Source organism: Stenotrophomonas sp. STEN031 (genome assembly GCF_056759975.1).
This window is the reverse complement of record NZ_JBRREA010000003.1, coordinates 14735-39506: the sequence shown is the minus strand read 5'-3', so window position 1 is coordinate 39506 and position 24772 is coordinate 14735. Positions and strand designations below refer to the sequence as shown.

Annotated in this window: 18 protein-coding genes; 8 read left to right on the top strand and 10 right to left on the bottom strand. The window is 65.2% G+C overall.

Annotation, left to right across the window (positions count from 1 at the left end):
* The first annotated feature begins 23 nt into the window (after positions 1 to 23).
* On the top strand, positions 24 to 980 hold the full coding sequence (locus ACVOLQ_RS01885; protein ID WP_481526869.1) for an aldo/keto reductase: 957 nt from the start codon (positions 24 to 26) through the stop codon (positions 978 to 980).
* Positions 981 to 1058: 78 nt separating this feature from the next.
* Complete coding sequence (locus tag ACVOLQ_RS01880; RefSeq protein ID WP_313173224.1) at positions 1059 to 1346, top strand: hypothetical protein; 288 nt, start codon at positions 1059 to 1061, stop codon at positions 1344 to 1346.
* Positions 1347 to 1866: 520 nt separating this feature from the next.
* On the opposite strand, the gene ACVOLQ_RS01875 is transcribed toward ACVOLQ_RS01880, so the two are convergent.
* Positions 1867 to 2772, bottom strand: a complete 906-nt coding sequence (locus ACVOLQ_RS01875; protein WP_481526868.1) for a LysR substrate-binding domain-containing protein — start codon at positions 2770 to 2772, stop codon at positions 1867 to 1869.
* Between the two features lie 122 nt (positions 2773 to 2894).
* On the opposite strand from ACVOLQ_RS01875, the gene ACVOLQ_RS01870 reads away from it, so the two are divergent.
* On the top strand, positions 2895 to 4109 hold the full coding sequence (locus ACVOLQ_RS01870) for an MFS transporter (protein ID WP_481526867.1): 1215 nt from the start codon (positions 2895 to 2897) through the stop codon (positions 4107 to 4109).
* A gap of 81 nt (positions 4110 to 4190) precedes the next feature.
* A complete protein-coding gene (dkgB, locus tag ACVOLQ_RS01865) occupies positions 4191 to 4991 on the top strand; it encodes a 2,5-didehydrogluconate reductase DkgB (RefSeq protein ID WP_481526866.1) in 801 nt (266 codons plus the stop codon).
* A 6-nt stretch (positions 4992 to 4997) separates the two neighbouring features.
* Here the strand turns inward: dkgB and ACVOLQ_RS01860 are convergent, their stop codons facing one another.
* From ACVOLQ_RS01860 to mgtE, 3 genes are all read right to left on the bottom strand, one after another.
* Positions 4998 to 5723, bottom strand: coding sequence for an alpha/beta fold hydrolase (locus ACVOLQ_RS01860; RefSeq protein WP_481526865.1), 726 nt, complete (start codon positions 5721 to 5723; stop codon positions 4998 to 5000).
* Between the two features lie 217 nt (positions 5724 to 5940).
* Positions 5941 to 8646, bottom strand: a complete 2706-nt coding sequence (locus tag ACVOLQ_RS01855) for a bifunctional acetate--CoA ligase family protein/GNAT family N-acetyltransferase (RefSeq protein WP_481526864.1) — start codon at positions 8644 to 8646, stop codon at positions 5941 to 5943.
* A 329-nt stretch (positions 8647 to 8975) separates the two neighbouring features.
* Positions 8976 to 10346, bottom strand: a complete 1371-nt coding sequence (gene mgtE, locus ACVOLQ_RS01850) for a magnesium transporter (protein WP_481526863.1) — start codon at positions 10344 to 10346, stop codon at positions 8976 to 8978.
* Positions 10347 to 10672: 326 nt separating this feature from the next.
* Between mgtE and ACVOLQ_RS01845 the strand changes: the two genes are divergently transcribed.
* Positions 10673 to 12484, top strand: a complete 1812-nt coding sequence (locus tag ACVOLQ_RS01845; protein WP_481526862.1) for a monovalent cation:proton antiporter-2 (CPA2) family protein — start codon at positions 10673 to 10675, stop codon at positions 12482 to 12484.
* A 260-nt stretch (positions 12485 to 12744) separates the two neighbouring features.
* Here the strand turns inward: ACVOLQ_RS01845 and ACVOLQ_RS01840 are convergent, their stop codons facing one another.
* The gene (locus ACVOLQ_RS01840) at positions 12745 to 14538 is read right to left on the bottom strand and encodes a DUF885 domain-containing protein (RefSeq protein ID WP_481526861.1); all 1794 of its coding nucleotides are present in this window, start codon (positions 14536 to 14538) and stop codon (positions 12745 to 12747) included.
* A 247-nt stretch (positions 14539 to 14785) separates the two neighbouring features.
* On the bottom strand, positions 14786 to 17011 hold the full coding sequence (locus tag ACVOLQ_RS01835; protein WP_481526860.1) for a S9 family peptidase: 2226 nt from the start codon (positions 17009 to 17011) through the stop codon (positions 14786 to 14788).
* A gap of 101 nt (positions 17012 to 17112) precedes the next feature.
* On the opposite strand from ACVOLQ_RS01835, the gene ACVOLQ_RS01830 reads away from it, so the two are divergent.
* A complete protein-coding gene (locus tag ACVOLQ_RS01830; RefSeq protein ID WP_481526859.1) occupies positions 17113 to 18426 on the top strand; it encodes a WD40 repeat domain-containing protein in 1314 nt (437 codons plus the stop codon).
* A gap of 60 nt (positions 18427 to 18486) precedes the next feature.
* Here the strand turns inward: ACVOLQ_RS01830 and ACVOLQ_RS01825 are convergent, their stop codons facing one another.
* A complete protein-coding gene (locus ACVOLQ_RS01825) occupies positions 18487 to 19176 on the bottom strand; it encodes a glutathione binding-like protein (protein WP_481526858.1) in 690 nt (229 codons plus the stop codon).
* 106 nt (positions 19177 to 19282) lie between these two features.
* Here ACVOLQ_RS01825 and ACVOLQ_RS01820 point away from each other — a divergent pair, with 106 nt between their 5' ends.
* Both ACVOLQ_RS01820 and ACVOLQ_RS01815 read left to right on the top strand, forming a co-directional pair.
* Positions 19283 to 19873, top strand: coding sequence for a TIGR00645 family protein (locus ACVOLQ_RS01820; RefSeq protein WP_313173236.1), 591 nt, complete (start codon positions 19283 to 19285; stop codon positions 19871 to 19873).
* Between the two features lie 196 nt (positions 19874 to 20069).
* A complete protein-coding gene (locus ACVOLQ_RS01815) occupies positions 20070 to 21065 on the top strand; it encodes an energy transducer TonB (protein WP_481526857.1) in 996 nt (331 codons plus the stop codon).
* Positions 21066 to 21254: 189 nt separating this feature from the next.
* Here the strand turns inward: ACVOLQ_RS01815 and ACVOLQ_RS01810 are convergent, their stop codons facing one another.
* Genes ACVOLQ_RS01810 through ACVOLQ_RS01800 form a run of 3 tightly spaced genes read right to left on the bottom strand, consistent with a single transcriptional unit; the run spans position 21255 to position 24760 of the window.
* A complete protein-coding gene (locus ACVOLQ_RS01810; protein WP_481526856.1) occupies positions 21255 to 22448 on the bottom strand; it encodes an ABC transporter permease in 1194 nt (397 codons plus the stop codon).
* Positions 22445 to 23200 carry an ABC transporter ATP-binding protein gene (locus tag ACVOLQ_RS01805; RefSeq protein WP_481526855.1) on the bottom strand — a complete coding sequence of 252 codons (756 nt, stop codon included), beginning with the start codon at positions 23198 to 23200 and terminating at the stop codon, positions 22445 to 22447. The genes ACVOLQ_RS01810 and ACVOLQ_RS01805 overlap by 4 nt, the downstream gene beginning before the upstream one ends.
* A 30-nt stretch (positions 23201 to 23230) precedes the next feature.
* On the bottom strand, positions 23231 to 24760 hold the full coding sequence (locus ACVOLQ_RS01800; RefSeq protein ID WP_481526854.1) for an alpha/beta fold hydrolase: 1530 nt from the start codon (positions 24758 to 24760) through the stop codon (positions 23231 to 23233).
* Positions 24761 to 24772 lie beyond the last annotated feature (12 nt).

Genomic DNA, 24772 nt, shown 5'->3' with positions numbered 1-24772 from the left:
GCTGAACAACAAAGGAGCACCGCATGCCCCAGTCACGCGAACTTGGTCGCTCGGGTCTACACGTCAGCCCCATCGCTTTTGGTGGCAACGTTTTCGGCTGGAGTGCCGATGAGAAGACATCCTTTGGCCTGCTCGACGCCTTTGTCGATGCCGGCTTCAACCTGATCGATACCGCCGATGTCTATCCGGCCTGGGTGCCGGGCAACCGCGGCGGAGAGTCGGAGACCATCATCGGCCGCTGGCTGCAGCGCAGCGGCAAGCGCGACAAGGTGGTGATTGCCACCAAGGTCGCCAAATGGGCCGAGCACCCCGGCCTTTCCGCCGACAACATCAATGATGCGGTCGAGGATTCACTGCGCCGCCTGCAGACCGACGTCATCGATCTGTACCAGGCACATGAAGACGACGAATCAGTGCCCCTGGAAGAGACCCTTGGCGCGTTCGGGCGCTTGATCGAAGCCGGCAAGGTGCGGGCGATTGGCGCGTCCAACTACAGCGCCGAACGGCTGCGTGATGCACTCAAGGTCTCCGCCGACTACCACCTGCCCCGCTACGAAACCCTACAACCGGAATACAACCTCTACGACCGCAGCGGCTACGAGACCGCGCTGGAGCCGCTGGCGCGCGAACACGGCATCGGCGTGATCAGCTACTACTCGCTGGCCAGCGGCTTCCTCAGCGGCAAATACCGCAGCGCAGCTGATGTAGGCAAGAGCGCCGCGCGCGGCGCCAAGGTTGCTGATCGCTATCTCAACCCACGCGGCCTGCGCATTCTGCAGGCACTCGACGACGTTGCCGCCAGCCACAAGGCGACGCCGGCCCAGGTCGCCCTGGCATGGTTGGTCGCGCGCCCGGGCATCACCGCGCCCATCGTCAGCGCCACCAGCGTGCCGCAGCTGCAGGAAGTACTGGCGGCAGCGCAGCTGGAGTTGGATGCGGCACAGCGCGCACAGTTGGATGCCGCCAGCGCCGAAAACTGAATGCGCCAGGTTGCGCGCCCTCTGTTCGCGCCGTAGGATCGGGCGGACAGGGGGTAGACCGCGAATGGAGTCCTACCCATGCAGACCACATCCGCAGCCCAGCGCAGCATTGATCGCGACGCCGAACTGACCTACTGGCGTGGCGTGCATGCCATCGGCCATCTTGGCCAACATGATTTCGACCATTACCAGCGCCTGCTAGAAATGGGCTACGACGTTTATCAGGCCTATCCACGCGCCAACGAAGAGCAGCTCTATAAAGTGCTGCAGGACAGCTATCACCGACATAGCCCGGCGTTGGCGGTTTCCTGGGATGAAGCACGCTGGCTGGTGCGCCATGCCTGGCATCACGCACAGCAGCATTGAAGGACTTTGTGGTTGGCTTTTGTCGGAGCGGCGTGAGCCGCGAAGCCACTGCAACGTCGGAAGCTGAAGCGCCTACCCCTCCCCAACCCTCCCCTTGGCTTCGCCAAAGGGAGGGAGCGAAGCGTAGTGCCGAGCCATGCTCGGCAGGGGCTTTCCCAGCGAGCGCGAACAGCGCAAACCGCCATACCCGGGTTCATCGGAGCACACGCACGCCGTTGATTCTGACGATGTCAGCTTCGCGGCTTACGCCGCTCCTACAACCGGCGACATCATCACCTTGGGCAGGCGTTGGCGTTCTGTGGGAGCGGCGTGAGCCGCGATGCCACTGCAACGTCGGAAGTTGAAGCGCTTACCCCTCCCCAACCCTCCCCTTGGCTTCGCCAAAGGGAGGGAGCAAAAGCGTAGTGCCGAGCCATGCTCGGCAGGGGTTTCCAAGTGGCGACAAATGGCGTGCACCGCCGCACCCGACCTCATCGAATCACACGCATGCCGGTGGTTTTGACCATGTCAGCTTCGCGGCTTACGCCGCTCCTATAACTGGCTGCGCCATTGCTTCGGCCAGGTAGTCGAGGAAGGAGCTGATGCGCGCTGATACCGCGGTGTTGCGGTAGTACACGGCGTGGATCGGCTGGCGTGTGTCCAGCGTCTGCTTGGACAACACCTGCACCAGCTCGCCGCGCGCGCGCGCGGCTTCGGTGAGGAAATCGGACAGGCAGACGATGCCGACGCCTTCCAGGGCCAGCCGATGCAGGATCTCGCCGCTGGATACCGCCAATGCGGGTCGCACGTGCAGGCGCTCGCCGTCGTCACCCTGCAATGGCCAATGATTCAGCGAATCCGGTTCGTTGAAGCCCAGCAAGGTATGCGCCTGCAGCTGCACCACGCTCTTCGGTGTGCCGTGCTGCTCCAGGTAGGCGGGGCTGGCCAGCACACGCAGACGACTATGTCCCAAAGGTCGCGCATGCAGGGTGGAGTCAGACAGCGGGCCAATGCGGATCGCCACGTCGGTGCGCCGCTCCAGCAGGTCGATGTAGCGTTCGCTGCTGTTGAGCTCCAGCGCCACCTGCGGGTAGCGCGCGCGGTAGCCCGCCACCAGCGGTGCGATCACATGCAGCATGAACGGCATCGCCGCATTCACCCGCAAGCGCCCGGACGGCGTGCCCCGGCGCGCGGCGATCTGCTCTTCGGCTGCATCCACCGAGGCGACGATGGCGCGGGCCTGGGCGAGGAAAGTCTCGCCTTCGTCGGTGAGCTGCAGGCGGCGGGTGGTGCGGGTCAGCAAGGTGGTGCCGAGCTTCTCTTCCAGCCGCCCCAGCGCCCGGCTGACGCCGGAGGTGGTCTGACCCAGTTGCTCGGCCGCGGCGGTGATCGAACCGGTGTCGATCACCGCGATGAAGGCCTGCATCTCATCCAGGGTGGTTTTCATCGGGGGCGGCCAGGTGGCGATGGAATATTGTTGACTTTAAATCAATAGTAATTGGTGTGAAACCGAATTTTTCGGCAAGAGTGACGCGTTCACACTGCGCAGCCCTTTCCAAGGATTCGCCCATGTCACGCGGAATTCCCCTTGCCTTGCTGGCGCTGACGCTGGGTGCGTTCGCCATCGGCACCACCGAGTTCGTCATCGTCGGGCTGATCCCGACCATAGCCGCCGACCTGCAGATCAGCCTGCCTTCGGCCGGTCTGCTGGTTTCCCTGTATGCGCTGGGCGTTGCGGTGGGTGCGCCGGTACTTACCGCTTTGACCGGACGGGTGCCGCGCAAGGCCTTGCTGGTCGCGCTGATGCTGTTGTTCACCGTCGGCAACCTGATTGCGTGGATGGCGCCCGGCTATGGCTCGCTGATCGTGGCGCGGGTCCTGACCGGGCTGGCGCATGGCGTGTTCTTCTCGATCGGCTCGATCATCGCCACCTCGGTCGTTCCCAAGGACAAGGCCGCCAGTGCGATCGCGATCATGTTCACCGGGCTGACCGTGGCGCTGGTGACCGGCGTGCCGCTGGGCACCTTCATCGGCCAACACCTGGGCTGGCGTGCAACCTTCCTCGCGGTGGCGGCGTTGGGCGTGATCGCCCTACTCGGCAGCCTGCTGTTCGTGCCGCGCAACCTGCCGCGCAGCGCGCCGGCAACATTCGGCCAGCAGTTCGCGGTGCTCGCGCAGCCGCGGCTGTTGCTGGTCTATGCAATGACTGCGCTGGGCTACGGCGGCACCTTCCTGTCCTTCACCTTCCTCGCCTCGATCCTGCAGGACGTCAGCGGCTTCTCGGCCAATGCGGTGAGCGCGGTACTGCTGGTCTACGGCGTATCGGTGGCCATCGGCAATCTGTGGGGCGGGCGACTGGCTGATCGTCGCGGGCCGATTCCTGCGCTGACGTTGATCTTCGGGTTGCTGGCGCTGGTGTTGCTGGTACTCACCTTCACTGCCTACAACCGCTGGTTGGTGCTGTTGACCGTGCTGGCGCTCGGTGCGGTGGCATTCGGCAATGTGCCGGGGCTGCAGGTGTATGTGGTCAAGCAGGCGCAGCGCTTCGTGCCGCAGGCAACGGATGTCGCGTCCGGCCTGAATATCGCCGCCTTCAACATCGGCATCGCACTCGGTGCCTCGCTCGGCGGCCTGGTGGTCGATCACATCGGCCTGATGCATACGCCGTGGATAGGCGCGCTGGTGGTGCTGGGTGCGCTGGCTTTGACTGTGCTCAGCGGCCGCCTGGATCGCCGCGATGGATTGGATGTACGCGCCGACAGTATCGCCGTCAGCGCGCATTGACGGAACACGCTGTTACTTCCCTTTGGGTTTTTGTTCGCGCTGCACGGCGTAGCCTGTAAGCGCGAATTTCTGGAGATTTGAATGACTATTCCCGCTATTGGCCTTGGCACCTACCGCCTCAAGGACCAGGTACTCACCGACTCCGTGCACAACGCATTGGAGCTGGGCTACCGTGCTTTCGACACCGCGCAGATCTACGAGAACGAAGCCGATCTGGGTGCGGCTATCGCCAGCGGCACGGTGCCGCGCGAGCAGCTGTTCCTGACCACCAAGATCTGGATCAGCAACTTCCACCACGATGACCTGCTTGCCAGCCTGCGCGAGAGCCTGGGCAAGCTGCGCACCGATCACGTCGACCTGACGCTGGTCCACTGGCCCTCGCCCAAGGACGAAGTGCCGATGGCCGAGTTCCTGGGTGCGCTGCGCGAAGCCAAGGCGTTGGGCTTGACCAAGGCGATTGGTGTTTCCAACTTCACCATCGACCTGACCCGCCAGGCCATCGCCATCCTCGGCGCCGATGCCATTGCCACCAACCAGATCGAAGTACATCCCTACCTGCAGAACCGCGCCTTGATCGCCTATCTGCGCGAGCAGGGCATCCATGTCACCGCGTTCATGAGCCTGGCCTATGGTGCCGTGCTGAAGGACCCGGTGATCCAGGCCATTGCCGACAAGCACCAGGCAAGCACCGCACAGGTCGCGTTGGCGTGGGCGCTGCAGCAAGGCTATGCGGTGATTCCGTCGTCGACCAAGCGCGAGAACCTTGCCGGCAACCTGCGGGCGGCGCAGCTGCGGCTGGATGCGGAGGACATGGCACGGATTGCCGAGCTGGATCGCGGCGAGCGTGTAGCCAATCCGGGTATCGCGCCAGCTTGGGATTGAGATCGATCAGCCCGGCGTGGATAGCAGCCAGGCACGCATCGCGGCGTTCACTTCCGCCGGTTTCTCCAACGGTGCCAGATGACCGCAGTCCTCGATCACCACCAGCCTTGACTGCGGCATCAGTGTGGTCATCTGCTCACTGACCGACAAGGGCGTGATCGCATCGTTGCGCCCGCAGACGATCAAGGCCGGGCCCTGCCAGGCGCTCAGGACCTCGCTGCCGTCCACACGTTGCAACTGGCTTTGGCGCAGGAAGACTTCCGCGCCGAGGCGTGCGGTCATGCTGCGCACGGTATCTACCAATGCATGGTCCTCGAGCCGCGAAGCATCGATGTAGCTGCGCATCAGCTTGTCGCCGAAGCCGTGGAAGGTGCCGGGCAGGCGGACGCTGTTCTGCTGTGCCAGGCGTTGTGCGGCGCGCTCGGGCGAGTCGGGTTTGAACGAGGTGTCCAGCAGCGCCAGCTTCAACACCCGTTGCGGTGCGATGCGCAGGATTTCCTGGGCGACGTAGCCGCCGAGTGAGAATCCGGCCAGGGCGAACTGCGCCGGGGCCTTGGCCAGCACGTCTTCGGCGACCGCGCGCATCGTGGTTTGCCGGGTGAGGTCACCGACCTGGCAGTCGGCGATGTCGGCGAGCGCTTCGATTTGGGCCTGCCAGAGGGTGGCGTCGTTGAGCAGGCCGGGCAGCAGTAGCAGCGGGGTTCTGGCTGCTGGGTCTTGGTTCGTTTGCATGGCGCTATTGTCGCGCCTTGGGGTGGTTTGGGGGTGAGGGGTGGGGGTGGAGCGACAACCAAAGCAAAAGCCAAAGCACCCCTCCCCAACCCTCCCCTTGCCTTCGGCAAAGGGAGGGAGCTGATCTGCCCCCTCCCTTGCGCGTAGCGCAGGGGAGGGTTGGGGAGGGGTGCCTTTGGCTCTTGGCCTTTGGCTCTTGGCCTTTGGCTCTTGGCCTTTAGTTCTTAACCTCACCCACCGGCAACGTCACATTCATGATGGTGGAGTCATCCGGATCCGCCTTCACCTTGAAACCCAGGCTCTGGCACATCGCCAGCATGGTGCTGTTCTCACGCAGCACCTGCCCTTCCACCACGTTCAAACCCAGCCAGCCGGCGTATTCGATCATGATCTGCATCAGCTTCCAGCCGATGCCGTGGCCCTTCAGGTCCGAGCGGATCAGGATGCCGTACTCGCCGCGGTTGTAGTCCGCATCGGCGTGCAGGCGCACTGCGCCGAGCATTTCGCCGGTCTTCGGATCAATCGCCACCAGCGCGATCGAGCGCGCGTAATCCAGCTGGGTCAGGCGGGCGATGAACTCGTGGCTGAAGTGCTTCACCGACTGGAAGAAGCGCAGACGCAAGTCATCGTCGGTGACGCGTGCGAAGAAAGCGCGGAACAGGCCATCGTCTTCGGGTCGCACTGGGCGGATGAAGGCCTTGCCACCGTCGGACAGATCGATCGTGCGTTCCCACTCGGTGGGATACGGGAAGATCGCGAAACGCGGATGGCCACGCCCCTTGTGCAGGCGTTTGACCGGGGTAATGGCCACGCGCGCATCCAACGCAATCACGCCGTTACGGTCGGCCAACAGCGGATTGAGGTCCAGCGTGCGGATCTCGGGAATATCCGCCGCCAGCTGCGCCAGCTTGACCAGCACCATCGCCACCGCGCGCTCGTCCGCCGCCGGCACGTCGCCATAGGCCTTGAGGATGCGCGAGACGCGGGTACGGCCGATCACTTCATGGGCAAGTCGCAGGTCCAGCGGTGGCAGCGCGAGGGTCTTGTCGTCGATGACTTCCACTGCCGTACCGCCACGGCCAAACACCACCACCGGCCCGAATACCGGATCGTCGGCAATGCCGGCGATCAGCTCCCGAGCCTTGGGCCGGGTCAGGCTGGGCTGCACCAGCACACCCTCGATGCGCGCCAGCGGACGCAGCTCGCGGGCCCGCTGCAGGATGGCAGTAGCGGCAGCCTGCACGGCACGCAGGCTGCCCAGGTTCAGGCGTACACCATCGACTTCGGATTTGTGCGGGATGTCCGGCGAGAAAATCTTCACCGCCACGCTCATGCCCTGCTCCAGCAAGGGCTGGGCCAGGTCCATTGCTTCGTGCGGATCACGCGCGACCATCACTTCCAACGACGGTATGCCGTAGGCCTGCAGCAGCTTGTGCGTGGCCACCGGATCCAGCCATTGCTGGTCATTGGCCAGCGCCGCTTCGACCAGCGCGCGTGCAGCCGGCACGTCCACCACGAAATCCGCCGGCAAGCTGGGCGGCGTTTCCATCAGTGCGGTCTGCGCTTCGCGGTAACGCACCAGATGCTGGAAGCCGCGCACGGCATCGGCTTCGGTTGGGTAGGTCGGAACGCGGGCGGTGTTGAGGGTGACTGTGGCGCGGTCGTCATTGCCCAGCCATACCGCGAACACCGGCTTGTCGCGCAGCTGCCGCGAGCGTTGCCCGAGCGTAGTGGTCAGCGCCTGCGCGGCCTCGGCCGAGGAGGTGAAGGCGGTGGGCACATTTATCACCAGCACCGCGTCGTTGGCGTCGTCGGACAGCAGTGCTTCAATCGCCGAGGCGTAGCGGCCACCATCGGCATCGACCACGATGTCGACCGGGTTGTCGCGTGACCAGCCCTGCGGCAAGGCCTGGTCCAGCAGCGCGACGGTGGCTGGTGACAGCTCGGCCAGGCTGCCGCCGAGTGCCTGCAGCTGATCCACTGCCAGCCGGCCAACACCACCGCCATTGCTGAGGATGGCCAAGCGGCGGCCGGGGAAGGTTCCGAGACGGCCCAGTGTTTCGGCTGCAGTGAACAACTCATCCAGTGCATTCACCCGCAGCAGGCCGGCGCGGTTGAAGGCTGCGCCGTAGACCGCATCGGAATCGGCCAACGCCTGCGAATGGGTGGTGACCACCTCTGCGCTGCCGCGTGGCTTGCGCCCGGATTTGACCACCACCACGGGTTTTGCACGTGCGGCGGCACGGGCCGCCGACATGAACTTGCGCGCGTCGCTGATCTGGTCGACGTAGAGCAGGATGGCGCGGGTGCGGTAGTCGCTGGCGAAGTAATCGAGCAGGTCGCCGAAGTCGACATCCAGCGCATCGCCCAGCGACACCACCGCCGAGAAACCCACCGAGCGGGCTACGCCCCATTCCACCAGCGCGGCGGCAATGGCACTGGATTCGGAGATCAGCGCCAGATCGCCGGCCTGCGGCGTGTGTGCGGCGATGCTGGCGTTGAGCCGTGCATGCGGGGCGATGACGCCCAGGCAATGCGGGCCGAGCACGCGCATGCCCTTGGGTCGCGCTGCGGCTTCCACCTGTGCCGCCAAGGAGCCCGGGCCCTTGCCCAGGCCGGAAGTGAGGATGATGGCGGCGGCCACGCCCAGCTCGGCGGCTTGGGCAACCACCTGCGGCAACAGCGTTGCCGGCACGGTGATGACCACCAGATCCGGAATCCACGGCAGGTCCTTGAGCTTCTTGACCGTGCGCATGCCATCGATTTCGGCATAGCGCGGGCTGACCCAGCCGATCTGCCCGGCGAAGCCGCCGGCGCGCAGGTTACGGATCACCGCGCGGCCGGCGGAACGATCGCGCGGGCTGCCGCCAATCACTGCCACCGAGCGGGGGCGGAATACGGTCTGCAGGTGATAGGTGCTCATTGCGACGCCTGTTGCGGGTACCGGGTCAAAGGTACACGGCTGCGGTGGTGGGTGGGCTGCGTTGGATCAAAGTGGGGAATTGGATTTGGCGAAGAGCACCCCTCCCCGGCCCTCCCCTTGGCTGCGCCAAAGGGAGGGAGACAAGCGGCGAACTGGCAGATGGCCGCGAACAGCCCCCTCCCTTGCGCGTAGCGCAGGGGAGGGTTGGGGAGGGGTGGCTTCTGCGTTTGCCGTTGGGTTTGCCGGTAGAGCCCTTGCCGAGCATGGCTCGGCACTACAGGTCCCCCGCTACGGGTAACGCCCCTGCCGAGCATGGCTCGGCACTACATTCAAAGCAGGGTGCCGCCGAGGATCATTGCGGCGATGCTGAAATAGATCACCAAGCCGGTGACATCCACCAACGTGGCCACGAACGGGGCCGATGCGCTGGCCGGGTCGAAGCCCAGGCGCTTGAGCACGAAGGGCAGCATCGAGCCGGATAGCGAACCGAAGGTGACGATGCCAATCAGGGCCGCGCCGATGGTCACCGCCAGCAGCTTCCAGTGCTCGCCGTAGTCGTGCAGGCCGGCCAGCTGCCAGACGGTGATGCGGATGATCGCCAGGGTGCCGAGGATCGCACCCAGCACCACGCCGGTCGGCAGCTCGCGCAGGGCAACCTTCCACCAGTCACGCAGGCGCAGTTCGCGCAGCGCCAGCGAGCGGATCAGCAGCGAGGTCGCCTGCGAGCCGGAGTTGCCGCCCGAGCTCATGATCAGCGGAATGAACAAGGTCAGCACCACCGCGCGCGCCAGCTCGTCCTCGTAGTGCTGCATGGCGCTGGCGGTCAGCATTTCGCCGAGGAACAGCACGCTCAACCAGCCGGCGCGCTTGCGCAGCATCTCCAGGAAGCCGATCTGCATGTACGGCTTGTCCAGGGCTTCCACGCCGCCGAACTTGTGCACGTCCTCGGTGGATTCGTCGATCAATGCATCGAGGATGTCGTCGACGGTGACGATCCCCAGCATCTGCTGCTGTGCATCCACTACCGGGATCGCCAGCAGGTCGTGGCGGCGGATCAGCTGCGCCACCTCCTCCTGGTCCAGCAAGGCATCCACGGTCACCGGCGGATTGACCTGGGCAACGGACAGAATCGAATCCTGCGGTTCGCCGGTGATCAGCCGCCGCATCGTCACCACCTGCTGCAGCTGGCGGGTCTGCGGGTCCAGCACGTAGATGGCGTAGACCGTCTCGCGGCTGCGCTCCACTTCGCGGATGTGCTGCAGGGTCTGTGCCACCGTCCAGTCTGCCGGCACGCCGACAAACTCGGTGGTCATCAAGGCGCCGGCGGTGTTGGGCGGATAGCTCAGCAGCAGCTGGATCGAGCGCCGCGCCTCCGGTGCCAGCAGCGGGATCAACCGCGCACGCTCGGCATCATCCAGCTCATGGACGATATCGGTGGCACGGTCGTCGGCCATCAGCCCCAGCAGGGCTGCGGCGCGGGCGGGCGGTAACGCCGCGATCAGCTCGCCCGCATGCTGCAGCTCAGGGGCTTCCAGCAGTTTGACCGCTCGCGGCAACGACAGTGCCGCCAGCGTATTGGCCGCAAGCGGCAATTGCAGGGCGTTGAGATACTCCACCGCGTCGGCGGTGTTGTAATCGGCCAAGGGCGCGCTCAGCGTGGCTGCGTCCACCACGGGCCGCAGAAATTGCTTCTGGTTCATGTTGATTCGCCTGTTCTGGATTGCGACCGCAACGCCAGCACAGGGCGAACCAGCCCTGTCAGGCGGTTGCCGTCGCTGGTGTCGACGATCGCGATCGACTTCTACTGTCGCTGGACATGGGTTGGACTCCGGAAAGGTGCTGCGCGGTTCTACCGGCAGCGGCGCGAGTCTGGTCCTGTTGGCCGACGGGGTCAAGCCTGCACCGCTGCATCCCGCCCATGGAGGGCTGCCGTTCGCATTCACTCACGGCACAGTCCGCATAATGTGAAATCCTCGGTAGGCAGCTGCCCGACCGGTCAGCTGAATCAATCAAGGAATCCCTTCAAATGCATGGCACCGGTCTCGAATTAGCCTTGGTACTGCTGCTGGCGGCGGTCATCGCCGTGCCGGTATTCAAGCGCTTCGGGCTGGGCGCGGTGCTGGGCTACCTGGCCGCTGGCGTGGTGCTGGGGCCGCATGTGCTGGGCTTCGTGCAGGACGCCGACCGCATCCTCAATGCCGCCGAGATCGGCGTGGTGATGCTGCTGTTCGTGATCGGGCTGGAGCTGTCACCGTCGCGGCTGATGGTGATGCGGCGGCCGGTGTTCGGCGCTGGCACGGTGCAGGTGCTGCTCAGTGCGGTGGTGCTGGGTGGTTTGCTGCTGCTCAATCACTTCTCGTGGAAGAGCGCGCTGGTGATCGGCACCGCGCTGGCCCTGTCCTCCACGGCGGTAGGCCTGCAGCTGTTGTCCGAGCACAAGGCGCTCAATACCGACTATGGCCGGCTCGGCTTTGCCATCCTGTTGTTCCAGGACCTGGTGGCGATCCCGTTGCTGGCGGCCATTCCACTGCTGGGTGGGGTCAAGAACGAAACCCTGAGCTGGCAGGATGCCTCCATCGCCCTCGGCGCGTTGATGCTGGTGATCGTGCTCGGCCGGCCGATGCTGCGCCAGCTGTTCAACATCGTCGCCCGTACCCGCATGCCGGAGGTGTTCACCGCCACCGCCTTGCTGGTGGTGCTGGGCACGGCCTGGTTCATGGCCGAGGCTGGGCTCAGCGCCAGCCTGGGCGCCTTCATCGCCGGCGTATTGCTGGCCGACTCCGAATTCCGCCACGAGATCGAGTCGCAGATCGAGCCGTTCAAGGGCCTGCTGCTTGGTCTGTTCTTCATTGCCGTTGGCATGGGCATCGACCTGAAGCGGGTGGCCGCCGAACCCGAGATCATCGCGCTCGGCGTGGCGATCCTGCTGGTGGTGAAGTTCTCCATCCTGATCGCGCTGGGCCTGGCCGCGCGCATGTCGCTACGCAATGCGCTGATGCTGGGCAGCGTGTTGTGGCTGGGCGGGGAATTCGCCTTCGTGGTGTTCAACGAAGCCGAGCGGGCGCATCTGCTCGGGCGCATCAACCACGACCGGCTGGTGGCCGTGGTCAGCCTGTCGATGGCGATCACCCCCTTGCTGCTGCTTGCCCTGCAACGATCACTGCAACTCAAGCCAGCGCCGCGGCCAACACAGCCCGCACCGGATGAGACCCTCAAGGACGCCGGCGCGCAGCGACCACAGGTATTGATTGCCGGCATGGGCCGCTTCGGCCAGATCGTCGGCCGCATGCTGACCGCACAGCGCATTCCCTTTGTTGCCTTGGAAGCCGACCCGGACACGGTCAAGGACCTGCGCCGTTTCGGCAACCAGCTGTACTACGGCGACCCGACCCGCCCCGATCTGCTGCGTGCCGCCGGCGCCGAACACATCCGCGTGTTCGTGATGGCGATGGACAACCCCGACACCAATCTGCGCGCGGTGCGGCTGGTGCGGCGCATGTATCCCAAGGCGACGGTGCTGGCGCGTGCGCGCAACCGCCAGCACGCCTGGAAGCTGCTGGACATGTCAGCCGAACCGTTCCGCGAGGTATTCGGCTCCAGCCTTGAAGCCAGCGAGCGGGTGCTGACCGCGCTTGGCTTCCCGGAAAATGTGGCGCGCGACCACGTACAGCGTTTCCGCGAACACGATGAAGCGCTGCTCAAGGCGCAGCATCTGGTCTACGACGACGAAGCGGCGGTGATGCAGACCTCGCGCGATGCCCGTGCCGACCTGATGCACCTGTTCGAGGCCGATGCCAGCGACAGTACGACAGTCAAACCTTCAAACGACAAGGAATGAAGCGCCTGGGCTGGCGTTGTCCTGTGCGCGCTGTGGGAGCGGCATAAGCCGCGAAGCTGATGCCGCTGAAGGCCTTGGCTGCTTTGCCATAAGATGATGTAGCGGCTTCGCGGCTTACGCCGCTCCCACAAAAATGAAACTGATGGTTCTGAAGTCGTTGCTGTCTATGTCACCTGATGATGTGGTGGCTTCGCGGCTGACGCCGCTCCTACAAAAGCCGATCCAATTGAAAAGGGCGCCTTGCGGCGCCCTTTGTGCTTTTACTTGCGGCGCTGGGCCGGAATGAAGACCTCGTTGACCGCCGCTGCCAGCTGGTCCGGCGGCAGCAGGCCCTGGTCGAGCAGGAAGTTGTTGAAGGCCAGGCGGTCGAACTTGTCGCCCAGCGCCAGCTCGGTCTGCATGCGCAGTTCCATGATCCGGGTATAGCCGTAGAAGTAGCTGCAGGCCTGGCCCGGCGAACGCACGGTGTAACGGTCCAGCTCCTGCGTGGCCATGGCCTCGGACAGGCCCACGCCCTCGACCAGCACCTTGCGCGCGCTTTCGCGGTCGGTCTGGCCCAGGTTGAGCGCGGGGTCGAGCATGGCGCGGGCGGCACGCAGCAGGCGGAACTGCAGTGCGATCATCTGCCCGTCCAGCGGCTCGAACGGCACCATCTCGGCTTCGGCATACAGCGCCCAGCCTTCAACATTGACCGAATTGAAGGCGAACAGGGTGCGCGCCAGCGAGATACCGCGCTCCACCATCGCCGCGAACTGCAGGTCGTGGCCGGGGCGGCCTTCATGCGCGCTCAGCGTCCAGGCCGCCGAGCCGAAGTTGAAGTCGTCGTACTGCGCCTTCTCGCCCGAGGCCGGGTTGCCCAGCGGCAGCACGAAGGTGCCCTGCTGGCCGGTGTTGCCGACCAACGGTGCTGGCAGGTAATGCGGGGCCGGTGAGGCGGCACTTTCGGCCTCGCTGCCCAGGCGCATCTGCAGCGGACGCTGCGGCACGTCGACGATGCCCTGCTTGCGGATGATGGGGTCGATCGCATCGATGACGCCACGGTAATGCGATTCGAGCTGGTCGTTGCCGATCTTGTCCTGCTTCAGCGCGCGAATCACCGCCGCATAGTCGGTGTTGTCGGCCACCTTCAGGCCCTTGGCCTGCACCACCAGCGGCGCCAGCTGGCGCATCATCGCGCGGGTTTCCATGTACTCCAGCTGGGCACGCTGCATCAGCAGGGCCGGATCGATGTCCACGCCCACTTCCTTGAGCTGGAAGGCGTACAGCTCGGCCGGCAGGCGGGTGTCGGTACGCGCCTTGGGCAGCACCTCTTTCTGCGTCCAGGCGATGTAGTCCTTCATCTGCGTGGACAGCTCGGCCAGCGAAGCATCGGCACCGTCGATCCTGTACTTGGCGAACAGCTTGCCGATGCCGGCGATGTAGGTGTCGACGTTGGCCAGGGCCTGGTCGACCTCGATTTTGGTCGGCTGCAGCAGGTTGGGCGTGCCGCTCTTTTCCTCATAGCGCTGGCGCGCCAGGGTAGCCAGCGGCTGCGTGCCGGGGGCCTGGCCCAGATAGGCCTTCAGGCGATCCAGGGCCTTGGCCCGGCGCGCTTCCGGCACCTGGTCGGAGAGCAGGCCGTTGATGCCGCCAAACACCGCCTGCGGCACATCCACCCATGGCATCAGGTGCTGTTCGTTGAGGGTGCTGCTCTCGATGTTGCGCTCGGCCGCGGCGATCAGGATCTGCAGGTCCTGGCGCACATTGGGGTCGCGCTCCACCTGCAGCTTCTCGCGCAGCTGGTCGCGCGCCTTGCCCAGCGCCGCGCGGTAACGGTTGCTGTTGTCCGGGCCCAGATCGACAACCTTGTCGTCGTAACCCGGCACGCCGAAGAAGCTGGTCATTTCGGGCTGGAACGGTGCTTGCGCCTGCAGCAGGATCTGCGCCAGTTCATTGCTGTGGGCAACCCAGGCCGGTGCGGCAGGTGCTGCCTTGGCCGGTGCCGGTGCTGCGCCGGCGGTGAACGGCAGCGGGGCGGCCAGGGCCAGGGCGACGGCAAGGACGAGAGGTTTCATGGGCAGCTCCATAAGGGATGGGCTGACCGTACGCAGTCGTTGCCGGGGCGGCAAGGGTAGGAAGTGGGGGTGTTGGGGCAACTGCGGGAGCAAAGCTTACCCCTCCCCAACCCTCCCCTTCGCTGCGCGAAAGGGAGGGGGAACAGCTCAGCCCCCTCCCTTTGCCGCAGGCAAGGGGAGGGTTGGGGAGGGGTGCTTCTGGCTTTGGCCTGCAGCCCTCACCGACAAATCAAAACAGCAAAACCCCTCAAGGCTTCAAGCAACGCCCAAGGAAGCTCTCAGCCACCCGGTAACGGTGCAAGGCATCCGCGCCCGACAACCCATGCTTGGCACCCGGATAGGTCATCAGCTCGAACGGCTGGCCACGCTTCTGCAGCGCGCTCATCAGGCTGGTCGAGTTGGAGAACAACACGTTGTCATCGGCCATGCCGTGGATCAGCAGCAGCGGCGAGGTCAGCCCGGCGATGTGCGTCAGCACGCGTGCTTCGCGGTAACCATCGACATTGGCTGCCGGCAGGTTCATGTAGCGCTCGGTGTAATGGGTGTCGTACAGGCCCCAGTCGGTGACCGGCGCGCCGGCCACGCCACAGGCGTACTGGTCCGAGGCCTTGGCCAGCAGCATCAAGGTCATGTAACCGCCGTTGGACCAGCCCTGCACGCCGATACGGCTGCCATCCACCCACGGCTGCGACTTCAGCCATTCCACGCCCTTGAGCTGGTCGGCCACTTCCACCGTGCCTTGCACGCCGTACAGCGCACCGCCGAAGTCACGGCCGCGACGCGGCGTGCCACGGTTGTCCAGCGAGAACACCACATAGCCGCGCTGGGCCAGGTACTGGTTGAACAGGTGATCGCCACGGCCGGGCCAACTGTCGGTCACGGTCTGCGAGGCCGGGCCGCCGTACACGTAGACGGCAACCGGATACTTCTTCGCCGGGTCGAAGCCTTCCGGCTTGATCACGCTGTAATTGAGCGGCGTCTTGCCATCGGCAGCGGTCAGCGTGCCGTATTCGACCGGGCGCTGTGCGTCGCGGTACCTGGCATACGGGTGCTTGGCGTCGGCCAGGTTGTTATCCAGCAGGGTGGCGATCTTTTCGCCATTGGCGCGGAACAACTCGATCTGCGGCGGCGTGGTGTGGTTGGACCAGCTGTCCACATAGACGCTGGCGTTCTTGGCGAACGCGGCACTGTGCATACCGGCGGTCTTCGACAGCTTGGTCGGCGTGCCACCGGCCAGCGGCACTGAATAGATTTCACTGCGCAGCGCTGATTCCATGCCGGCACGGAAGTAGACAGTGCCCGCTTCTTCATCGACGGCCAGCAGTTCGTCCACCGGCCAGTTGCCCGAAGTCAACGCGGTCTGGCTGCGGCCATCGGCGCTGGACACATACAGGTGCTGGAAGCCGCTGCGCTCGGACGACCACAGGAAGCGGCCATCCTTGAGGAACTTAAGGCTGTTGTGCAGCGGCACCCAGGTCTTGCCGGTCTCGGTGACCAGTACCTGCTGCCTGCCGTCGGCCAGGTTGGCTTCGATCAGCTCCAGCGTGTGCTGGTCGCGACTCTGCCGCTGGAAGGTGAGGTGCTGGGCATCGCGCCAATTGACGCGGGTCAGGTAGATATCGGTCTGCTTGCCCAGGTCCACCCAGTTGACCGCCGCATCAGAGCGCGGCGCGATCACGCCCAGGGTGACCAATACGTTCGGATCACCCGCCGCCGGGTAGCGCTGCTCGATCATCTCCACGCGGTCGGCATACATCTCATAGCGCTTCTGCACCGGCACCGGCGATTCGTCGATGCGGGCGAAGGCAATGGCCGAGTCGTCCGGCGCCCACCAGTAACCGGTGTGGCGGTCCATTTCCTCGTCGGCGACGAATTCGGCCACACCGTTGCCGATGGTGGCGCTGCCGTCGCGGGTCAGCTGCAGTTGCTTGCCGCTGGCCAGGTCGATCACCCACAGGTTGCGCTCGCGCACGAAGCTGACGAAGCCACCCTTGGGCGAGAGCTTGGCGTCGGTGCTGAAGCCTTCGCCATTGGTGAGCTTGCGTACCGCAGCGTGGCCCTGCTTGCCCAGGTCGTACAGGTAGAGCTCGCCACCCAGCGGGAACAGCAGGGTTTTGGCATCCGGCGACCACTGGTAATCGACGATGCCGCTGAAGGCGGCGATGCGCTGGCGCTCGCGGCGTGCCTTTTCAGCATCGCTCAGGGTTTCGGTGCCAGGCAGCACCACCTTGGAGTCCACCAGCAGCCGGGTCTGGCCGCTGGCGATGTCGTATTCCCACAGGTCCAGCTGCTTGACGTCGCTGTCCTTGCCGCGCAGGAAGGTCACCCGCGAACCATCCGGGGCCACCTTGGGCTTCATCAACGTGGGGCCGGACAGCGGCGCGTTGCCGGTGATGGCTTCGAGGGTGAGCTTCTCGGCGTGGACAGCAGGAGTGGCGAGGATCATGGCAAGGGCTAGAAACAAGGGACGCATGGGATTCCTGTCAGGGACAGCACGGATCGGGCCATCCTAGCGAACCACGGCCTGCTGTGCTTCCATCGAAAGTCCTGCTTCGACGATCCCGTTCGCACCCCATGACCGATTCCGCTCCACACCTGCGCTGGCAGGCCGCCATCCATGCCTACGCCAGCCATCTCAACGATTACGTCGCCCGTGGTGATGCCTGCAACTGGAAGAACATGGGCCAGCCGCAGGATCCACCCGATCTGTCGGCGCTGTTGCCGACCCTGATGGAAGCGTTGCGCGCAGCCAATACCAACGGCGACGGGGCGGCACTGGCGCAGCTGCGCGGGCAATGGCCGCCGCTGCATGAGGCCACCCAGTCGCTGCTGGAGGCCAACGGCCAGGGCTTCAGCGCACTGGCCTGGCTGCCCGATGGCAGCCTGCTGGTGCGCACCGGGGCCTGGTACGAGCCGGGCCAGGTGCTGAGCGTGCGTGGGCTGGAAATCCGCCCGCTGCCCGACGTGCTGATGTTCGGCAGCAGCCCGGACCGGCAACTCGTGGCACTGGCCACGGCAGGGCACATCCACATCATGCGTGGCGAGCAGCCCCAGCCTATCGCCGAGCTTTCGCTGCCACGTGGTGATGAGGCCTTGCCGGCAACGTTGGCCAGCCTGGCTGCAGCCGAAGACGAGGCGGCGATACAGCAGTTGATCCCCTTCAACGACGGCCAGCGCGCGGTGGTGGTGCGTGCCGATGGTGTGTTCCTGTGCAGCGCCGCCGGCATCCAGCGGCTGTTGCCGACCGCCGAAGAACTGCGGGAACAGGCTGCCGACGAGGACCCTTATGCAGTGCGACTGGACATGGTCCATGCCGCGGTCTCGCCCGACGGGCAGTGGATCGCCTGCGGCCAGCAGGACGGCCACCACCGGATCTTCAACGGCCAGGGCCAGCCGGTCTGCACGATCGGCCCACACGGCGAGTATCCGCACCACGCGGCGTTCTTCGCCGATGGCCAGCATGTCGCGCTGAATGCCTGCCACTTCTACAACGGCGCCACCATTGCGGTGGAAACAGCGGCTTTCGGCCAGATCGACACCGACTTCTACGAAGACCACCCCGCACTGCAGGTGGTGGATCCGGGCGGCCGCATCTACGCCAGCGCGCCGGTGGCCGGCGGGCTGGTGCTGGGCGATGCCTATGGTTACCTGCGTGCGGTGGATGCGGCCGGCACCCTGCTATGGAAGCAGCATGTCGGCAGTACCATCAGCGCGATGGCCAGTTCCGCCGATGGCCGCTTGCTGGCGGTGGGCAGCTATTCCGGCACGGTGCACCTGCTCGACCTGACCTCGACCGCCGCCAATCCGGAACAGATCGGCGTGGGTGCGCATCCGGAGATCCGCCGCTGGCTGTTCTGGAAGCAGGAAACCACGCCGCTGGCGTGGTGATTGCCCTGCCCCGCAGCGTGCCGCCTGCATGGCGGCCGCTGCCAATGCCCCGACTGTGGCTCAGCGCTGCCCGAACAGCAGGCGTTTTTCCTCGTCGCTGAGTGGCTGCCCGGCCTGCGGATTGACCGTCGGCCCGATTGCATAGGCACGCTGGGTAGCCGGCCGCTCGGCGATGGCCTGGTGCCAGCGACGCAGGTGCGGGAAGGCGTCGAAGTCCACCGGCAGCTTGGCATAGGCGCCAATCCACGGATAGCTGGCCATGTCGGCGATGCCGTAGTCCGCACCGCCCAGATAGGCCGACTCGGACAGGCGCTTGTCCATCACCCGGTGCAGGCGCCGCACCTCACTGTCATAGCGCTCGATCGCGTAGGGAATGCGTTCCGGGGCGTAGACGTTGAAATGACCCATCTGCCCGCTCATCGGGCCCAGCCCGCCCATCTGCCAGAACAGCCATTCCAGGGTGGCGGCACGGCCGCGCAGGTCGGCGGGGATGAAGCGGCCGGTCTTCTCGGCCAGGTACAGCAGGATGGCACCGGACTCGAACACGCTCAACGCTGCGCCACCGTCGGCCGGGGCATGGTCGACGATGGCCGGCATCTTGTTGTTCGGCGAGATGGCGAGGAATTCCGGCAGGAACTGGTCGCCCTTGCCGATGTTGACCGGGTGCACGCGGTATTCCAGCCCGGCCTCCTCCAGGAACAGGGTGATCTTGTGGCCATTGGGAGTGGGCCAATAGTAAAGGTCGATCATGAATACGCCTCGGCAGAACCATCCTCAGGGGCCCTTACGGTAGCCGCTTGGCAGCCTTCCGGGCGACCGGTAACCTGCGCGGTTTCCGCAACGCACCATCCTTCCAATGTCCGACTACAAACCGCTGAGCCCGCTCTCGTCCCTGATCTTCGCCTCGCGCTGGCTGCAGCTGCCGCTGTACCTGGGGCTGATCGTCGCGCAATGCGTCTATGTGTTCCTGTTCGGCAAGGAGTTGTTGCATCTTGTCACCGACGCGCAGGGTCTGACCGAGCAGAAGATCATGCTGATCGTGCTGGGCCTGATCGACGTGGTGATGATCTCCAACCTGCTGGTGATGGTGATCGTCGGTGGTTATGAAACCTTCGTCTCCCGTCTTGGCCTGCAGGGCCACCCCGACCAGCCGGAATGGCTGAGCCACGTCAACGCCTCGGTGCTGAAGGTCAAACTCGCAATGGCGATCATCGGCATCTCCTCGATCCACCTGCTCAAGACCTTCATCGAAGCCGGCCAGCTCGGCATGCCGCTGTGCACCCCGGAACTGACCGCGATCAAGTCGCCTTGCACCACCTTCACCCGCGATGGCGTGTTGTGGCAGACCATCATCCACTGCGTGTTCATCCTGTCGGCCATCGGCATCGCCTGGACCGACAAGCTGATGTCCAACGGCCACGCCAAGCCCGCCGCCAACGCGCACTGAGCGACAGCAGGGACGGGCGCCACGCAATGTGACGCCCGTCACTTTTTCATTTCAGCGTCATCATCGACCGCCGCTTACCGCGCCGGCGATGCTAGATTCGCGCTTCACTGCTGATGGGTGCGGCATCGGGAAATGCCGCCACCATGCGCCGTCAGGGCCTACGCAGTCCACGTTCGTCGATTCAAGGGGATGTTTGATGTCGTACGTCATGAGTAAAGGCAAGCTGCGCCTGTTGGCGCCCGTTGTTCTGCTGAGCACGCTGGTTGCCTGTTCCGGCAAGGATGAAACCGCCGCACCGGCCGCTGCACCGGCCACCCCGGCTGCCGCCGCGCCTGCCCCGGCGGTAGCCGAAAAGGTCCAGGCCATGGATACCCAGCAGCTGCGCGACCTGGCCAGCGCCGCACTGCGCGAAAACCGCATGTACGCCCCGGCCGGCGACAACGCCATGGAGTACTACCTGGCCTTGCGTGACAAGCTTCCCGATGACGCGTCCATCAAGAGCGCATTGACCGACCTGCAGCCCTACACCCTGATTGCCGCCGAGCAGGCCCTGGGCCGGGAAGACTTCCCCGAAACCCAGCGGCTTATCGCACTGGTGGAAAAGGTGGATCCCAATGCACCCGCCCTGCCGCGCCTGAAACAGGGCGTGACGGGCAGCATGCAGGTTGCCGAGCGCCGCACGGTGGAAGAAGCCGACAAGGCCAAGAAGGACGCCGAGAGCCGCGCCAAGCAGCAGGTTGAACAGCAGCGCCTGGCCCAGCAGCAGGCCGCAGAAGCCAGCGCCGCCCAGCAACTGGCCGCAAAGCAGGAAGCCGCGCGCAAGGAAAGCGAACGTCAGGAAGCCGAGCGCCAGACTGCCGCCCGTCGTGAAGCGGAACAGCGCAGTGCGGCGGCCGCAGCTGCCCAGCAGGCCGCCGCACCCAAGCCGGCGGCCGCACCGACTCTGCGCGCGGTCAGTACGCCGGCCCCGCGTTACCCGGCCGACGCCCTGCGTTCGGGCACCTCTGGTGAAGTGCTGGTGGAACTGAGCATCGGCACCGATGGCTCGGTCACCGACGCTCGCGTGCTGCGCGCCAACCCGGCACGCGTGTTCGACCGCGAGGCCTTGAATGCGGTGAAGCGTTGGAAGTTCGAGCCGATCAGCAGCCCGACCACCACGCGTCGTACGCTGGCATTTGCGCCGAACAAGTAAGCGGTTCTTGATGTAGTGCCGAGCCGTGCTCGGCAGGAGCCTTACCGGAAAAGCCCCAGCCGAGCAGGGCTCGGCTCTACAGGTGGAGCAAAAGCAAAGGCCCGGAGCGATCCGGGCCTTTGTATATATGGAAAATTGCTGCTTCGTTCTGCATGCCGAGCATGGCTCGGCACTACAGGAAAAACGCTATCAGCCGGAGATTGCCAGGCGCTCCTGCCGGTAACGCCATACCGCGACCGCCCACAACAACACTGCCAGCAGTACCGAGGCGGTCAGGTATACCGCCCATTGGGTGGCCGAGGGCATCTCGCCACGCGTCACTTTCACCAGCATCTGGTTCTGCGACAGGAACGGCACCGCGTACTGCCACAGCTGGGTGTCCTTCAGCGGGTAGGCCATCAGCGCATAGCCCGGCAGCATCGGCAGCAACATCAGCCAGACCATATGGCTCTGCGCTTCCTTCATGCTCTTGGAACTGGCCGACAGACAGGTCAGCAGCGCGGTGCCGATCAGCACCAGCGGCAGCAGGATCACCAGCAGCTTGCCCATCGCCGCGAAGCTCACGTCCAGCGAGCGCGCCGCACCGCCGCCAATGCTGGCACTGATCTTGAACGACACCAGGATCAACAGCATCGAGGCCAGACCCAACACCACGGCAGCCAGCATCTTGCCGCTGACCAGCGCGCCGCGTGCTGCCGGCGTGGCAAGCAAGGGCTCCAGCGACTGCCGCTCGCGCTCACCGGCAGTGGTGTCCATGGCCAGGTGCGAGCCGCCGATGAAGGCGAACAGCATCAGTACCAACGGCAGCACCACCGACAGGAAGATGCCGCGCTTGGCTTCGGCCGTTGCCAGATCGCGGGTGCCGACATTGACCGGCGCGGCCACCGCCGGATTGACGCCACGTGCGAGCAAACGCAACGCACCTACCGACTGCCCATAGGCCGACAACACATTGCGGACCCGTGCGATCTGCACCTCACCGGTACGACGCGTGGTATCGGCGACAATTTCGACCTTCGCGGGTTTGCCGGCCTTCCAGTCGGCAGCGAAGTTCTCGTCGATGACCAGGGCGAGGTCTTCGCGCTGGCTGCGGATCAGCGCTTCGATATCCGCCGGTGCTTCGGTGGCATTGATACCGCGACTGGCCAGGAAAGCGACCAGGTTCGGCGCACGGGCAATGCCCACCACCGGGATGCTCAAGTCCTTCTCCAACTGCGTCTCGGCACGCAGGTTGGTGAGCTTGTTCATGCCCAGGAACAGCAAGGGGTACAGCAGCGGCGCGGTCAACAACGTCAACAGGAAAGTGCGGCGATCACGGGCGAAATCACGCAGCTCCTTGCGCATCACCGTGAAGATGGCGCGGAAATATCCAGTCTGGCTCATGCGTGCAGGCCCTCCTCGCTGCCGATCAGTTTCACGAACGCGTCTTCCAGGTTGCTCTCATGGGCCTGCTCACGCAGTTCCTCCGGTGTGCCCTGGGCAACCACCCTGCCCTGCGCGACGATCACGATGCGGTCACACAGCGCGGAGACCTCCTGCATGATGTGGCTGGAGAAAATCACGCAGCGGCCTTCCTCGCGCAGTTCCTTGAGGAAGCCACGCAGGCCACGGGTGGTCATCACGTCCAGGCCGTTGGTCGGCTCGTCGAGGATGACGTTGCGCGGGTCATGGATCAGTGCCCGGGCGATGGCGGTCTTGGTGCGCTGGCCCTGGCTGAAGCCCTCGGTGGCACGATCGAGGAAATCCTCCATCTGCAACGCCTTGGCCAGGCGCGCGGTGCGCTCGACGATGGCGGCCGAACTCATGCCATGCAGTTCACCGAAGTAGTCGATGTTCTCGCGGGCGGTCAGGCGCTTGTACACGCCGCGTGCATCCGGCAATACGCCGAGGCTGCGGCGCACGGCATTCGGGTCGACGGCGGCGTCGACGCCATCGACCAGCACGCGGCCGCTCTCCGGCGTCATCAAGGTATACAGCATGCGCAGGGTGGTGGTCTTGCCGGCGCCGTTGGGGCCGAGCAGGCCGGTGATCTGGCCGTCATGGGCGGTGAAGCCCACGTCATCCACGGCGATCACTGGCGTCTTGTCCTTGCCCTTGCCGGGGAAGGTCTTGCGGAGTCGTTCTGCAACGATCATGGAAGCGGATTCCTCAGTGATGCGGTGATGTCACGGTTCCCAGCCATTGAAGCTGGTGAACGGCGGCACGTAGTTGAGCTTCTCAAGGCAGGCACCGTCGAGCGCCTTCGGGTCGGTCTTCTCGATGAACTGCGCGAACAGCTTGGGCATGCAGCCGGCGCCAATCACGTTGTGGCCCTGGCCGCGCAGCACGAACAGGCGTGCGTTATCCAGGTGCTTGACCACCTCCTCGCCGTAGCGCGGCGGGGTCACCGGGTCGAACTCGCCTTCCAGCACCAGCGCCGGCACCTTGCCGGCCAGCGGCTTGTGGAAGTCGGCCGGCGCCGTGCCCTTGCGCCAGCTGGCGCACATCGCAGCCATGGACTCGGCCATCTGCTTGCCGAGCACGGTGTCTTCATCGCCTGCGTTGGCAACCATGCCTTCGTCGTCCTCGCTGCACACCACCGACAACTGCATGCCCATCGCCATGGCGTCCTTCATCTCGCCCTGCAGCATCTGCGTCAGCGCCATCAGGTTGTCGTAGCGACCGCCATTGGCTTCATGGATGAGCTTGGGCAGCAACGCGCCGGCAGCCGGCATGTAGGCATACATGCGCACCAGGCCGGCAACGGTTTCTGCACGCAGCTCGCCTTCCTGCTGTTCGCCGGTGCTGGCGTCGCGGTACCGCACCGTTACCGGCTGCGCGCGCAGCCTGGCCAGCAACACGTCCAGCTCGGCACGCGGGTCACCCAGCTTGTCCTTGCACGAGGTGGTCCTGGTGCATTGGGCGAACTGCAGCGCCAGTGCATCATCCAGGTTGCGCGCGAAGATATTGCCCAGCTGCAGGCTGTTCGGTACCACCGAGTCGAGCACGATGCTGCGCGTGGTCTGCGGATGGCGCATGGCGTACTGCTGGGCCACGCGTGTGCCGTAGCTGACCCCGACCAGGTTGATCTGCGCAGCGCCAATGGCCTGGCGCACGGTATCCAGGTCCGCCACCGCATCGGTGGTGGTGTAAAAGCGCAGGTCCGCCTTCTGCGACAGCTGCGTGGCGCAGTTCTGCGCGGCCGCCTGCATCGCCGTTGCGCTGAAGTCGGCGTCGTCAGGTGTGTCGCAGGCCAGCAGGTTCGACTTGCCGGTACCCCGCTGGTCCACCAGGATGACGTTGCGATGCTTGCGCACCTCGGCGAAGGCCGCGTCCACCTGGGGATAGGTGGCAACCGCCGCCTGGCCGGGGCCACCGGCGAGGAAGAACACCGGGTCCGGCTGCAGGTCGGTTTCCTTCTCCGGTGAGACCCAGGCGATGTTCAGCGCGATCTTGCGGCCCTGCGGATTGGCCCGGTCTTCCGGCACTTCCAGCGTGGCGCACTGCGCTTCCAGGCTGTCGTGGCTGCCGTCCGAGCTCAGGCTGCAGGGTTGGAAGTTCAAGCTGCCCAGCGTCTGTGGCTTGCCGGCCACAGCCGTTACGGGCGCGGCCCCGGCGGCAGCGGGCGCAGGCGTATCGGGTGACCGCACCAGGCGGTAGCCGACAATGCCGGCGATCACGGCCAGGGCGAGGATGGTTTGGGTCTTGCGGGACATCATCGGAACAGC